The organism is Brucella sp. MAB-22, from assembly GCF_025908475.1.
In the GTDB taxonomy this organism is placed as follows: domain Bacteria; phylum Pseudomonadota; class Alphaproteobacteria; order Rhizobiales; family Rhizobiaceae; genus Brucella; species Brucella anthropi.
The window spans coordinates 813,387-828,034 of the sequence record NZ_CP109782.1; the positions used below are offsets into that span (position 1 = coordinate 813,387).

A 14,648-nucleotide genomic window follows, 5' to 3' on the forward strand; every position below is an offset into this window, starting at 1 on the left:
GGATCGCAGAGCGGATTATTGCAGGCGACATGCGTGTCGCAACTCGCCCTGGTCTTGCTCGCATTCTGGCCGGCGCAGTTGTTGCGCTCGCAAAGATTGGTTTTGCTGCTGGCGCGCTGCAGAAGATCGATGAAGATCCGGAGGCTCAATCAGATGAGCCATGATCTTGCTATTGAGCTTCAAAAAATCGAGGAAATACGGCGCGAGAACGGGATTGCGCAATATCATGTCGAGCGCGCGGCAATGTTATGCAACGGCTATTACAGCTTGTTGATAACTGGCGCAAAACGACCACGCATGGGGACGCTTAATGCGCTACGCCTCGCTCTCCGCCGACTGATCGTCACGCCAGAAGCTGACACAAGTCCGCAATCTGCCTTCTGCAACATGTCGATCCGCGCAGCTATTGCGCTGCTGTGCGAGGCTCGCGGCCTCGATGCCGAGAAAATCCAGAACTCCATCGCTTCAAAACGCGCCACGCAATCGCCGGAATGGCTCGAGGCTGCGCGCGTCCGTCGTGATGCCTGGGCTTTAGTCAGCAACGCATTCGGGATTTCTGGTTCCGACCTGGCACGCGCGGCCGGCGTCTCGAAAGCTGCAATCAGTCTCGCGCTGCGCGCTGTTGAAGATGCCCGCGACGACAAGGATTTTGACCGTGAAATGGAACGGCTCGAGCGAGCTCTAACCGGAGGTGGTTGGTAATGAACCGTCGGCTTACCTCTACGGCTGTCAAAGCGCGACGTTTCGAGCCTGCAACCAGTCTCGATTTCTTTCCGACGGCTCCGTGGGCCACGCGTGCATTTTGCGAGCATGTGATGCCGGTTGTTTCTCCCTATGCTGACCGCTTCAAGGCGACGGCCTGGGATCCGGCATGCGGAATGCTGCATATGTCGCGCGTGCTGGAAGAGTATTTCGAGCGTAGCGTTTATGCGTCGGACATTTTCGATTACGGGCAGGGCGTTTCGACGTTCGATTTCCTCGATCGGTCTGTCGCTCCGCTAACCGTGGACTGGATCATCACCAATCCGCCATTCAAGAGCGGTGCGCAGTTCGTCGAGCGCGCGCTCGATCTCGCCGGCGTCGGTGTGGCGATGCTTGTCCGGACGCAGTTCCTAGAAACTGTCGATCGATATCGCTCTCTTTTTCAACGGCGGCCTGCAGATCTGATTGCGCAGTTCGTCGAGCGCGTGCCGATGCATCGCGGCCGGTGGGTCGTGAACGGCAAAACTGCCACTTCATATTGCTGGCTGGTCTGGCTTCGCCATCGTGAACATGCGCGATCGCGTGCTGCTGCGCATTTTGGGCAGGGCTTCATCTGGATCCCGCCATGCCGGCAGAAGCTCACGCGGCCGGACGATGTGCTGCGGTTCGGTGGCTGCGTCGATATCCCGAAAAAGCACAAGGCATGGCGTCCGGAAAGGATGGCGGCATGAACAACCGCGGCGATCTGCAGGAAATCAAGGAAATGCTCAAGGATCGGGCGCAAGAGGTTTGCGAAAAGCTTCTGCCGAACGGCCGTCGCGATGGCAATCTCTATGTCAGCCATGATCCTGTCCAGGGCGATTACGATCATAAGCCTGCTCTGAAAGTTCGTCTGCGCGGCAATATCGGCGGCTGGGAGCAATTCCGGGGCGGTGCCGAAGGCGCGCGCAAGGACATTCTCGGCCTGGTCGAATATGTGCTGCGCACCGATACCAAAGGTGCGCTTGCCTGGGCGCGTGATTTCCTTGGCCTGCGATCGATGAGCCGGCAGGAACGTGAAGCCATGCAGATGGTGGCTTCTGCCAAGGCGAAGAAACGCCAGAAAGAGGATCATGATCGGCGTCTCTGGCGGATCAAGAAAGCAGATGAGCTGTTTTCGCTGCTGACTATGCAGATGCATCCGGATCGGCTCGATCTGCCGGCGTTGCGCCACGCGCTGTCATATTTCCGTGGCCGCGATATTCCGCTCGAGGAAGTTACACATCTTCCTGTCGAGACCTTCCGTTTCAGCCCACAAACCGAATGGTGGAGCGGCGCGAAGTTCCAGACGGAAGGCGCACGGCGCTTCAAGGTTTCGCGTGGTCCGATGTTTCCAGCCGTTCACTCGGCCATGCGATCGCAGCACGGGATCGTCACAGCGTGTCATTGCACGTTCCTCGATCCGCTCGAGCCGGTCAAAGCTCCGGTCGAGCCTCCAAAGCTGATTTTCGGTGAAGCCAGCGGCGCTGTCGTCGAGGTTTCATATGGTCAGTTTTGCGAGCCTTTCTGGCTCTCGCAACAAGCCGGCACTGTCATCATTTGCGAAGGCGTCGAAACGGCCTTGAGCCTCGCGATCGCCGCGCCCGAAGCTCGCGTATGGGCCGGTGGCTCGATTACGAACATGGGAAATGCGCCTGTCTGGCTGGATTGTGTCGGGGCGATCATCCTCGCCCGCGACAACAATCACGGCAATCCCATGGCGCAAAAGCAGATCCAGCAGACGATCGACAAGCTCGAAAGCTGGGGCAAGCCGCTCACGGTCATCAACTCGCACCTGGGCGATGATTTCAACGACCTGATGAAAGGTGAATGACGATGCCTGATGAAAAACAGATGGTTGATAGCGCGTCGGACGAACGCACCATCAACAACACGATGCGCCACTCATATCGCGTTCTGACCGATGAAGAAAAGTCTCAAATGTCTCATTTGAAGGACCTTGGCGCTCATTTTGTCGATGTCCTTCATGAGGTGGGAGGCACGGCCGGTATTCCCCATGCACGGATGAAAAGCCGTGAATTGAGCATCGCCCAGACAAAAATCGAAGAGGCCGTCATGTGGGCGGTCAAGCACATCACGCGCTGAAAGGCACGGGAGGATTAACAATGTCGAAGAAAGCGAAAGATAAGGCCGATGCTGCAGCGACGGAAAACGAGCTCGAAACCGAAACGCAATCCGCAGATGCCAACCAGCCGGGTAACCCGTCCGTGGGAACTGTGCATCTGGAACCGAATACCGCAACCGCTGGAGCCGATGAATTGGCCAATGCCGGGACAGTCGATGGTGGAACAATCAGTACGGCACAGGCCGGTACATCAACTCCGCAAATCATTGAGCCTGGCGCAAATGAGCAAAATACGGCTTCGGGATCCCAAGTGACATCGAACCAATCTGTTCCACCGGCCGAATTGGTAGGCGACCATGCGATACAAGCGAATATTTCAACCGATGGCGTTGCAGCGGAAGGAAATGGAGAAGGTTCGCAGCCGAGCGATGAAGGCTCGGAGGAAACCGAAGGCGCTGCCGAAGGAAGCATTGTTGCCGGCGGCGGTGAAGCTTCCGAAGGTGTGGCCGGATCCGAACCGGCTGCGCGTGCTAGCGAGCTTACTTACCGTCCATTGATGTCAGACGTGGATATCGCGCGCGCTGCAACGGATGCGGCAGTTGCGGTTGCTTATCAGGCTGGGTTTGCCGGCACCCTCACGGAAGACGATGAGCGCGTCCTGGAGCTATTATCGCCGGTAGCCGTCGATTTCATCAAGCAATGGCCCGATGCCCCGATTGAGGCGCTGTATGTGCATCTCGCCTCGTCGGTCAAGCTTCCTTACGAGCGTTTCCATCAACGTCCGAACTGGGTTCGTCTTGGCCTGGCTGTTTTCCATTCCGTCGTGCGGCTGTCCATCGAGGCGGTGAAAGTCCACGAAACGGAATGGGAGGCCGCTAAGGTTCGCCAGACCGCTTTGGGCTGGATGGCCGTCGATCGCGCGGATCTCGCCATGATGCCCGAGGATGACAATCCTTTGTCTGAGCTCGGCCAGGCTGCAGCACGTTCCTAAAGCTCCTCCCGGCCGGGGCGTCCGCGCCCCAGCCCACTTGCCGCCGGGTTTTCCCCATTTCACCCGGCGGCTTTTTTCATCAGGGCCGGCATGACTGACACAAGCGAAAACACTCCAAAGAAACCACGCAAGGCAGGAACGCAAACCGGCCGTCGAGCTATTCGCGCGCACTTTGTCGATGCGATGAGCAAGCTCGAGGACAGCAAGCGCTTGACCAATGCGCCTGATCCGAATGAGCCTCGCGTTGATCCGGACGATCCGGAACGCTTTATTCGCCCCGGCAAGTGGGACGGTTATCCAGATAATGCCATGCCGCCTCATTGTCCTTTTACCGTCGTTGGACGTGATACCGATGGTACGGTTTATTGCACCACATTTACCGGCCATTTGCGCCCGCTTACCAGATTCGACGACATCACCTTGGCAGATCTCTCCGCTCCCATGACGAACGATGCCATGTGGGCGTGGCCGGCCTGGTCAAAGGAACGCAAGGAAGTCGATGAAGAAACGGGGGAAACCAAGGTTATCCCGCCGCGCGTTGTGCGCCTCGAAACCAAGACGGCCGCGCGCGCCATTATCAATGAAGCTGCGCGCCTGCCGGATTTCAATCCGCACGATCATCATCGCGGCCGGGGCGGCTGGACGAATAAGGGCGGTGAGTTTGTCTGGCATTCCGGCATTTGGCTGTTCAAGTCTGAAAACGGCAAGATCACGCGGTCGGCGCCGACGATGTATGACGGCTTTCTCTATACCAGGCAAAAGCCGTCGATCGAGCCGTGGCAGGAAAAAGTACTGCCGGAGGAAAGCCCGGCCCAACGCATCCTGCAGGATCTGCGCACATGGAAATGGGCGCGACCTTATCTCGATCCGTTTCTCGCCCTGGGTTGGATCGTTACCGCGCTCATGGGCGGTGCGCTCAAGGCTCGGCCGATCATCTTCACCACTGGCGGTGCTGGCGTCGGCAAGTCCACACTGCACGAGCTCATCAAGCATGTCCTGAATAACTGCGTGTTCTCATCCGTCGATACGACGGCGGCGGGCATTTATCAGCAGGTGAAACAGGACAGCTTGCCGGTGATGGTCGACGAGCTGGAAAGCAAGGCGAACAGCATGAAGGCGCAAAGCGTCATCGAGCTTGCCCGTGTTGCCTATTCCGGTGGCGATATCGCTCGCGGCGGGCAGGATCATGAGGGCACGCTGTTCACCATGCGCGCCAGCTTCTTTTTCAGCGCTATCAACCCGCCGCCCATGAAAACGCAGGATAAGACCCGTATGGCGGTGCTGAACCTAGCCGCCTTGGATAAGACCGATGGGATCCGGCGCAATGTTTCCGTCAATCCGGAGACAGACGGCCGCATGTTCCTCCGCCAGATCATGGATGGCTGGAAATCCTTCAATGATGAGCTGATGCCGTATTATTGGGGCATTCTGCGAGAGCAGGGGCTTGATAGCCGCGCTATCGATACTTTCGGTACATTGCTGTCAGCTGCAGAGCTCGTCTTGGGAAAACAGGCCATGGAAGATGCTGGCCTGCCGGTCGCAGATCCGGGCGAACTGGGTGCGATCATCGGCGAAGCTACTTCTCTCGAGCGCGCAGAGCGCATCGATAACTGGCACCAGTGCCTGTCGCATCTGCTGCAATCGACGATCGACGCATGGAAGGGCGGCGAAAAGCTCACGGTCGGTAGTGTCCTCGAGGACATGAGCATCGGTCAACAGCCTATAGATATTGATTCTGGCCGCGATCGGCTTTTCGCTGCAAATCTCGGTGTCCGCAAGATCGGCGATCCCGGCCGTGGCTTCTGCCTGGCCGTTCCGAAAGACGGCCCGATGCTCAAAAGGATATTCGCCGGCACGGACTGGCATGAATCTGTCTGGTGGGACGCGCTCAAGCAAGCCCCGGCCCATGTGGTCATCACGAACGCCGGCAATAAACAGAAGGTCAAGATCAACGGCGAACTCAAGCACTGCCTGCTTGTCGATCTCGCTGCTTTTGAGGATTACGTCAACTCACTGGAAAGGGAAAAAGAGTGATGCATCGTCTTCTAGACGATCCGGCGCATCCGCGCCCTTTTTTCTTTCCGAGCCGTCTGACAGCTTAACACCTTCTCGACCTCTGCCCGAAGCCCGCCTTGTGCGGGCTTCGCTGTATCAGCCGCCGGCATAGCCTGCCGGGTAATCGCTGCCAGCGGCAGCGAGAACCCGAACAGCAGGCGTCATCCAGTCAGCGCGACCAATGCCTCTCTTGCCGTGCTACAGCACGGCTCCGCTTTCTCTTATTCCAGCCCCGGCCGCATAAATAATATTATCTGTGCATCGGTCGCCCGCGCCCCGTTCCCCGTCGCATCATCATCAAACCCGGTTTCCCGGTAGTTTTCCGCCTGCAATTAACCCCTTACCCTGTCCCATATCAGGGTACCTGTGTCCGCGCGCGCTGCGCTTTTCTGGCTTTTGTCTGCGGTCTGGACGCAAGCACTTAACCATAGGGCCACCGTGCGAATGTTGATTGACCGCCCGGTGGGTCTGGGACGGTTACCGGGTTACAAGTTGGTTACCAATCTTGTAACCGACAATCATCAACAAAAACAGAGAGTTAAGCCATGCGGTTACCGGTTACCGAGATATAGAACAGTTTTACACGCGCGCGCGCATATGTGTGCGCGAAACTGTAACCCTGTAACTTGTAACCTACGGGCATATGTATCTGAATTTGTTGAAGGAAAAGCGGTTACAAATCGGTTACCAAAGCACTCGACGTGTTACCGGAATAAAATAATAGGTTTATGCGCCATGGATGATGCAGAACAGCCGGAAAAGGGGCGTTTGACCCCACACACACCGCCCGATCAGCGCCAGAAATCCGGCGAATTGCCATCGCGCGACGACATCGCCCAGGCGGTGGCCGCGTTGCGGAATGAGATCGATAGCGACGACGCGGATCAACTCGATCTGATCGAAGGCTCGCCCGATCTCGACGCCATCGACGCTCTATCCGCTGCGGCGAATTCAATCGCTCGCCCGCGCAGGGAACGGGGGAGGCCGAAAGGATCGGCTAACAAGCGCAATACGCAAGTGTTCGAATACCTGGAAGCGCTCGGCCATCGTGACCCTGCTGTTACCTTGTCGATGATCCAGACCGCCAGTACCACGGCGCTGGCACATCTACTCGGCTGCGAACCTATCGACGTGTTGAAGGTGCAGGCGAAAGCGGCTGCTGATCTCATGCCGTTCAAGTATGCGAAGAAACCGCTTGCGGTCGAGGTCGACAAGCGCAATCTGCACATATTCATGGCCGGAAATCTTGGAGCAGTTGCACCATCATCAGAGACCGGCAACACGCTGAATATGTTCGGTGGGAATATCGTTGATAATCAACCACTTAGCGAACCGGACACTGTGCGACATGATAAGAGCAAGTCGCACGATAACGGATAAGCAAACAAAAACAATCGATTAGGTGCCTTATTCCCCTGATCGTAAATCATGGGAGCGCACCGCGTCGGGCCGCTTCACATACCCCCCTCGACCGATCCCACCATATATGAGCGATTTCTGAATTTCAAAAACGCGCGGCCTACCACTCCCCCACGGGGGTCGTTTGTCACACACACGCCTCTTTCATGAATTGCCTGCCTCAATTGACGCCGGAGCCGGGCCGTTAACCTCAGCGGTGATCGCGCGGGCCGGGGAAGCCGGGTCGCCGGGTTAACGGGATTTCGGCAGGGATGCAGGGTCAAGGAAAATTCGAGCTACAGCAGTACGAGCCGCCGGGGCCGGTGGGCGCTAATTTTATCCAGAGCCTTGGACCGATCGACCTTATCATGGGGCCGGCTGGCTCTGGTAAAACGGTCGCCAGTTCATTCAAGGGTCCATATCTGGCCGGCAACTGGTTTCCAGTTTGCAAGGATGGTGTCATCCGCGTGAAGCTTGCCACGATCCGCGACACCTATCGCGATCTGGCGCGTACCTGCCTTGCGTCCTGGTACGAAATGTTTCCGGAAAATCATCCGTTCACAACGTTCCATGCTGGCGGCCAGGATCGGCCTGTAGTCCATAAACTGGAGTTTGGCGCGATCCGGGATGGGCGGGTTTGCAAGGTCGAGTTTACGGCCGAATTTGGTGCAATAGGTGATGCCAATATTGAAGGCTTTGCCAAGGGCTACGAGATATCAATGAACTGGATGAACGAATGCGACATGTTACATGAGCGCGTTCCCGGTCTCATGTGGTCACGTACCGGACGATATCCGAAAGTGACGGATATTGCGGAAAGCGAACTGCAGCGTGTCGTTGGCCCCTACCGCAAGCGCATGCAGGCGATGGGTGTCCCGATCGACGACGATGAATTGCTGTTGCCACGTATTGCCTGGGGCGATTGTAACCCGCCTGATATTTCGAATTACGTTTGCAAGGTCGGCGGGCTCGGCGATCCAAAAGACAAAAACGAGATGTACAACCTCTATCGACAGCCTAGCGGACTGTCGAAAGATGCAGAAAATAGGAAGGGGAAGCCGCGTTCATCCTATGAAATGGAAGCACGGACCTTCACAAACAAACAGGACGTGCGCCGTTTTGTGCATGGGCTGCCAGGCTATGCGCAGGATGGAACACCGGTCTATGAAGATCAGTTTTCGCTAGACATCCATGTTGCCGAAGGGCTCGATCCTGTTCCAGGTATACCGATCAATATCGGCCTCGACGCCGGCGGCTCGCCGGCCGGGACGATCGGCCAGTATTTGCCGAACGGTCAGCGACGCGTTCTGCGCGAGATCTGCGCAGATCCTGGCACCGGTCCGTCGCGCTTCTCCCAGATGATACTTGAAATTCTTCTTACTGACTTTCGCGGCTTTCCGATCAACGAAGCCTATTCGGATCCGTCGTCATTCTACGGCGCCGACAAAATGGCGGGCGAGCTCGCCTGGGTCGAGATCGTTGCTCGGGCGCTCAACGTCAGCATCATGCCGGCACCATCGAATGAACCGGCGCTCCGACACGACGCGGTACGTTGGTATTTGTCCGGAATGATCGATGCAAACACGCCGCGTTATCTCGTCGACAAGCGGTGTACTCGCCTGATCGGTGGTTTCATGGCGCATTACAAGCTGACGAAACAGGCGTCAGCTGGCGCAACCGACAAGCTTGCAGTCGCAAAAAACGAGTATTCGCACGTTCACGATGCTGAACAGTATATCTGCCTTGGTCACCGGGGACGGCTGGGTGTCATCGACGGGGCGGCGAACATGGGGCGCGGCAACAAGGTCGTGAATATCCAGTCTCGTCGAGGAAAGACGGATTTCGATGTCTTCAGTGTCTGACATCAGAATCGTTTCACCTGCGCCCTGGCATGCGATCATCGAGGCCGGCAAGAACCGTCCCTTCCTTCGCCGCGCTTTGGTGATGCAAAAACGCATGTCCGACACGGTGGCCTATTTCGATCGCGACGATCAGCTGCTCGCCGTCGCGATGTTGTTAGCCAGGCGCAGCCGTCGAATTGAATTTGCCCTGGCGCTGGATCGGGCGGCGCTCCCTCACATGCGGACATTGATCCGGATCGCACACTTAACGCTGTCGCAGATGCTTGATGCTGGGCTCGTCGTCTTTTGCCGCATCAATCCTTTCAACAAGGCCGGGCAGCGGATGGCGCGCCTGGTTGGTTTTCGTCCTGCCAGGCTGAAAGACACATCAGTCTGGATTTTCGATGGAGACCAGCATGGGCGCGATTTTCGGCGGCAAGAACAACGCAGCGCAGAAGGAGGCGGAGAAATCCCGCCAGTTACAGCAGATCGCCAACGATCGACAGCTGGCGGCGCTGCAGGTGCAGGACCAGGACACGACAACCACGCGTAAGGCCGTGCGCGGTCGGAAGCTGTTCGCAGACGACACGGGCGGCAAGAGCAACCTTTCCTGATCGGGGACCAGCATGGCGAGTGACGTGCAAAACGATGTCTCGTCCCAAAAGGCGCGTGCTGACCGTGTTTGGACAGAGCGATCAGGCTGGGACGAAATTTACCGCGAGGCGTGGGATTATGCGATCCCGCAACGCAAACCGGGCGGGCGCGGCAAGTCAAAGCGCCTGGCGATGAAAATCTACGACATGACGGCTACCACGTCGATCATGCACGGTGCTGGCCAGCTTGTTCGACAGCTTTTCGGCTCGACGCCGTTCATCATGGAACCGGGGCCACTTCTTGAGGCTCGCTTGCCTGCCAATCAGCTGAAGGTGCTGCGGCGGGAATTTGCCATGATGCAGCGCAATGTCTATCCGTTTTTTCAGACTGGTGGATTCGATACTGCCATTCATGAGACGGCCATAGATCTTTTCGTCGGTACCGGTGCGATCATGCCCATGAAAGGGCCGTCGATCGAGGAACCCGTTATCTTCGTGAACATTCCTTTCGACAATATCGCCACTGCGACGGATATGCACGGTCGCCAGCATTTTATCAGCTGGAAGATGACCTTTGCTGCAGAAGAGATCATTCGCACCTGGCCGAAGGGGAATTATAGCTCTGAGTTCAAGCAGGCCGCGAAAGACAAGCCTTACACTGATGTAGAGCTTTATCAGGATTTCATGCGGCTTCCGGATGGCCGCTGGCGTTTCGTCGCCTACTGCGACAACAATCCGATGTTCATCGTTAAAAACGTGACGCGAGCTCGGCCGATTGCTGTCGCTCGTTTCTATCGTGCGCCGAATGAGCCCTATGGCCGTGGTCCGCTGCTGATGGCGCTTCCCACGATTAAAACCGTCAATAAGGCTCAAGAGCTCGCCCTGAAATCCGCCGCCATCCAGATGCTGGGCATATGGGGTTATCGCTCGGGTGGAACGTTCAATCCGGACGCTGTTCGCGTTGCACCTGGTGAATTCTGGCCGATGCAATCGACAGGTGGCATTCTAGGCCCTGATGTATCGCGCATCGATCCTGCTACTGGTCGCCTCGATGTCGCGCGCATGGTCATTGGCAACGGTCAAGATCAGATCCGCGACGCACTTCTCGATACGCGTCTCAGCAATGATGCTGGCACGCCACCATCAGCAACGGAAGTTGCGGCGAAGCTGCAGCAAAATGCCCGCGTTCACATCGGTGCCTATGGCCGTCTGATTGAGGAAATCATGCCGGTCATCGTGCCGCGCACGATTGAAATCCTGAATGAGTGGGGTCTGATCCAGATGCCGATTCCACTCAATCCACTGCTCTATTCTTTGAACGTGGTCTCGCCTATGGCACAGGCCATGAAGGCCGACAAGATGATGGCTTCGTCTCAGTACTATCAGATTGTTTCCACATTGGCGGGCCCGCAAACCGGTCGGTATGTGAACCTCGATCGCTATCTCGAGCAAACACGCGAAGCTCTGATCGTCGATCCCATCATCCTGCCAACCGACGCTGAAATTCAGGCGGCGGAAGAACAGGCCAACCAGGAGCAAATAGGCGCCGCGCTTGCCACGATGGGCGAACGCGCCGCTCCCCAGATTGTCCAGTCTCTGACGGGTGAAGCGGCATGAGCGATCCCATGATGCCACGTCGGGCGGCGATGCCGCTCGAACAGTTATTGGCCGGTACGGATGACATGCTCGATGTCGACAAGATGATCGAGAAACTTGCGCCGGCGCAAGCGGGACAGAATTTCCGGCCGACCGACGACTTGATGAAGGTCATGTATCTGTTTTTCGGGACAGTCGAAGGCAAGCAGATCTTCGAATGGTTGATGGATCTTACCGTCCGCGCTCCCTATCCGCACGTCAATGGATCGAATTTTGAGCAAGCCGCAATCGCGGCAGCCAAGCATCAGTCACGCTGCGGCGTTGGCGAAGTCATCCTTGAGGCGGTCGCCCAGGGCAAACGTCTTCTTGAGCAAGCACAAAACAGGAGTTGACCACTATGCATAAACTGCTCGAACGATACCTCAAGCCATTGCGTGCGCCGAATGATGGCGGCGCTCCAGGTGGTGGTGAACCTGCAGGCGGAGCTCCGGCCGTTAGCGGTGAACCTCCAGCGCCGGCGGCGGATCCCGGGGGTGCGTCGCCCGCACCTGGTCAACCCGTGACGCCGCCGCCGGTAACGCCTGATCCATATCGTCCTGATGGGCTGGCCGAAAATTATCACGGCAAGGATGACCGCGAGACGATCGACAAGCTCAACCAGGCAGTGAAGGGGTATCGCGATCGCGACGCATCCCGGCAAGTGCCTGAGAACTTCGAAGGTTATCGGGATTTCACCGGTGTCGAACTGCCGGAAAACCTGCGCCCGCACATCGAAAGTCTGTCGAATGATCCGATTTTTGACGCGGCCGGCAAGGAAGCGCTCAAACATGGCGTTGGCCGGCAGGCCATGCAGGCCATTACCACTGCCGTTTATAGCGCTGCAGCTGAAAGCGGTATGCTTGAGCCTCCGGTTGATGTTGCTGCCGAACGGCAACAGCTCTTGCCAGATGGGTATTCGTCGGCTCCGAAAGCAGAACAGGATCGCGCCATCAATGCCCGACTGCAGGCAAATGAGGATTTCGTCAAGCTGCAGGTGACGAACGGAAAGATTTCTCAGTCCGATAGCGATCATGTGCTTGGTATGCTTATGGATACGGCTGCCGGCAATCGTTTCCTCGAGCTCTTCCGATCAGTCACGACGGGCGATTCTCCTCAACCTGCAGCGGGTGGCGGAAATGGCGGCGACGATCGAGGAAAAATCCTGAAAGCGGAACTCGCAACACTTGAGAGCAAGCGCGGCACGGCGGATTGGAGCCGCGCTGAATATGATCGGTTGATGTCTGAATACCAGAAACACTACGGCGACTAGCACTTAACGCCTCCCGTGCTCGCGCACAATCGACCGCGCATGCAACGGGAACGACCCGGCACCGGCCAAGGCTATCCATAACTGGACCCTTGGCCGGCTGGCTTTATCGGAACCGGAGCACTCCACAAAGTTTCAACTTTTAAGAGGTTTTCCCATGCAACAGGCTCCCGCATGGTTCCGTGAAGTCATCAAGGACAAAATCACGATTCTATACCAGGCTATGGGCGGATATCTCGATGGCACGATGCTGTCGGGTGATACGCAGGCAAATACGGTCAAGTTCCCTATCGTTGGTCGTTTGGAGGCGAAGGAAATTACCGGATCGATCCAGTTCGTCGAGGCAGGTAATGCCGATATGACAACTGTGCAGGTCACGATGAAAGATTTCGAGGCAGCTGCGTGGATTCGTTCCCAGGATAAATACAAAATGGGACCGAATGAACAGGACGCTGTTGCCCGACTGCTGACCATGGCAATCAAGCGCCGGGCTGATAAGATCAAGCTCGGTGCCCTCGACGCCTTTACGCCGGGCACGCCAGACATTGGCACCGGTGCAGAGCTCATTGACATCACCTTTCTCGAACAGGGGCGCTCCGAAATCGCGGCTCAGGGTGAGATCGAGGAAGATCAGTATTTTTGCCCTCTTCCTGAAATGTGGATGTCTCAGCTCCTGTTCTACAAGGAATTTTCTGACGCAAAGTATGTTGGTCCCGAGAACGCACCGTTCTCGAAATCCATGCGTCAGAAGGCTCGTACCGTTCGTGACGTCCACTACTTCACCATGCCCGATGAATATTTCAGTGGTGTTGATGCAGACTCCCTGGACACTTGGATGTGGGCGAAATCGGCGATGGGTGCGGAAACGCCGTGGAACAAAGAACAGCCTAGCTTCACTGAGCATCCTGACCGCGAGGGTACGCCTTTGCTCGGTAAGGTCGGTATGGGCGGTGCGGCCATTGGTATCCAGCGCAAGGGTGTGAAGCGTCTCCGCTTCAAGAAAATCACCACGCCGGAACGTCCGGCAATCAAGACGATCGCGGCCTGATCGGCCGGTTTCAGCGTCGGGCGGCTTCCGCCCGGCGATTTCTCACAACCCTATGAGGCTTCGTCATGGCTCTGAAGATCCGCGCTCTTACGCGCTACAACACAGTTCCGGTCGATACCGGCCGTAATTGCAATTTCTACTCCTACGCAACCGACGATGCAAAGGCGACGGTTCTGACCGCCGGCTATTTCAACGATGCGCGCAGCACGTTGAAAGTAAATGACATCATCGATGTTGTCGCGGTCCACAATGGTGCCGGCGCATATGCTCGCCTGATTGTTACCGCGGTTCCCGGATCCGGCAACGTCACCGTAGCCGACACGGCCGGCGCATAATTCCCACGCCGGCGGCTCTGTCGCCGGCGTTTCTCTTTTGCCAGGTGCATCATGGACAACCAGCTCGTCGACAAACCGACCCTTATCAATCGCGCTCTGGTGTTGCACCTGGGCGAAGCGCCTGTCTATTCGATAGATGCCGAAGATGATCTCAGTGGATCCTGCGATGCTGCTTGGGATGAGGCGATTTCCCATTGTTTCGGTCTTCATGACTGGTCGTTTGCTCGCCGCACTCAAAAGCTCAACCGGTTGGCAAACCGTCCGGAGAATGGCTGGGAGTATGGTTTTCAATTGCCGGGTGACCGAATCGGTCCACCCCAAAAACTGCTTCGATCCATCCATCCGGAAACACCCCTGCGAAATTATATTCTGGAAGCTGGCAACGTTTACGCGAACGAACCTGATGTATGGGGTCGCTGTAAGGTTCTCGTTGATCCCGAATACTGGCCTGTTGATTGGCGCGTAGCCTTCTTGATGGCCCTGGGTTCCGCACTCGCGAAGCCTGTCATTGAAGACGAACAACTTGAGGAGACCTTGCGCATCAAGGCTTTTGGCACGCCAAGCCAGGAAGGGACGGGCGGAGCATTTGGTCGACTGATCGCGCAAGATCGCGCTGCCGCACCCGTTGGTAGTTCGCCTTGGGCGGATGATCCCCTGACTTCTGCACGTTGGAGTTAGC

General features: G+C 57.0%; 15 protein-coding genes. All 15 read left to right on the forward strand.

The annotated features are described in order from the left end of the window. The first annotated feature begins 33 nt into the window (after positions 1-33). The 15 genes from OHI65_RS13405 (at position 34) to OHI65_RS13475 (ending at position 14,647) form a co-directional block, all read left to right on the forward strand. On the forward strand, positions 34-702 hold the full coding sequence (locus OHI65_RS13405; protein ID WP_264359004.1) for a hypothetical protein: 669 nt from the start codon (positions 34-36) through the stop codon (positions 700-702). Next, complete coding sequence (locus OHI65_RS13410) at positions 702-1,433, forward strand: hypothetical protein (protein WP_264359005.1); 732 nt, start codon at positions 702-704, stop codon at positions 1,431-1,433. Before OHI65_RS13405 ends, OHI65_RS13410 begins: the two co-directional genes overlap by 1 nt. Continuing rightward, complete coding sequence (locus tag OHI65_RS13415; RefSeq protein ID WP_264359006.1) at positions 1,430-2,554, forward strand: toprim domain-containing protein; 1,125 nt, start codon at positions 1,430-1,432, stop codon at positions 2,552-2,554. Before OHI65_RS13410 ends, OHI65_RS13415 begins: the two co-directional genes overlap by 4 nt. Positions 2,555-2,556: 2 nt before the next feature. After that, positions 2,557-2,826: a hypothetical protein gene (locus OHI65_RS13420; protein WP_264359007.1), complete on the forward strand. Its 270-nt coding sequence runs from the start codon at positions 2,557-2,559 to the stop codon at positions 2,824-2,826. Positions 2,827-2,846: 20 nt separating this feature from the next. Further along, the gene (locus tag OHI65_RS13425; protein ID WP_264359008.1) at positions 2,847-3,797 is read left to right on the forward strand and encodes a hypothetical protein; all 951 of its coding nucleotides are present in this window, start codon (positions 2,847-2,849) and stop codon (positions 3,795-3,797) included. 90 nt (positions 3,798-3,887) lie between these two features. Then, complete coding sequence (locus OHI65_RS13430) at positions 3,888-5,831, forward strand: hypothetical protein (protein ID WP_264359009.1); 1,944 nt, start codon at positions 3,888-3,890, stop codon at positions 5,829-5,831. Between the two features lie 756 nt (positions 5,832-6,587). Then, the gene (locus OHI65_RS13435; RefSeq protein WP_264359010.1) at positions 6,588-7,232 is read left to right on the forward strand and encodes a hypothetical protein; all 645 of its coding nucleotides are present in this window, start codon (positions 6,588-6,590) and stop codon (positions 7,230-7,232) included. Positions 7,233-7,522: 290 nt separating this feature from the next. Then, complete coding sequence (locus tag OHI65_RS13440; RefSeq protein WP_264359011.1) at positions 7,523-9,112, forward strand: hypothetical protein; 1,590 nt, start codon at positions 7,523-7,525, stop codon at positions 9,110-9,112. Further along, positions 9,096-9,644, forward strand: a complete 549-nt coding sequence (locus OHI65_RS13445; protein ID WP_264359012.1) for a hypothetical protein — start codon at positions 9,096-9,098, stop codon at positions 9,642-9,644. Before OHI65_RS13440 ends, OHI65_RS13445 begins: the two co-directional genes overlap by 17 nt. Positions 9,645-9,717: 73 nt before the next feature. Then, the gene (locus OHI65_RS13450; protein ID WP_264359013.1) at positions 9,718-11,301 is read left to right on the forward strand and encodes a portal protein; all 1,584 of its coding nucleotides are present in this window, start codon (positions 9,718-9,720) and stop codon (positions 11,299-11,301) included. Continuing rightward, positions 11,298-11,672, forward strand: coding sequence for a hypothetical protein (locus tag OHI65_RS13455; RefSeq protein ID WP_264359014.1), 375 nt, complete (start codon positions 11,298-11,300; stop codon positions 11,670-11,672). The genes OHI65_RS13450 and OHI65_RS13455 overlap by 4 nt, the downstream gene beginning before the upstream one ends. A 5-nt stretch (positions 11,673-11,677) precedes the next feature. Beyond that, positions 11,678-12,589, forward strand: a complete 912-nt coding sequence (locus tag OHI65_RS13460) for a hypothetical protein (RefSeq protein WP_264359015.1) — start codon at positions 11,678-11,680, stop codon at positions 12,587-12,589. Between the two features lie 154 nt (positions 12,590-12,743). Then, entirely contained in the window at positions 12,744-13,634 is an 891-nt protein-coding gene (locus OHI65_RS13465; RefSeq protein ID WP_264359016.1) for a phage capsid protein, read from the forward strand. 65 nt (positions 13,635-13,699) lie between these two features. After that, entirely contained in the window at positions 13,700-13,969 is a 270-nt protein-coding gene (locus tag OHI65_RS13470) for a hypothetical protein (RefSeq protein ID WP_264359017.1), read from the forward strand. Between the two features lie 51 nt (positions 13,970-14,020). After that, on the forward strand, positions 14,021-14,647 hold the full coding sequence (locus OHI65_RS13475) for a hypothetical protein (RefSeq protein WP_264359018.1): 627 nt from the start codon (positions 14,021-14,023) through the stop codon (positions 14,645-14,647). The last annotated feature ends 1 nt before the right edge of the window (position 14,648 follow it).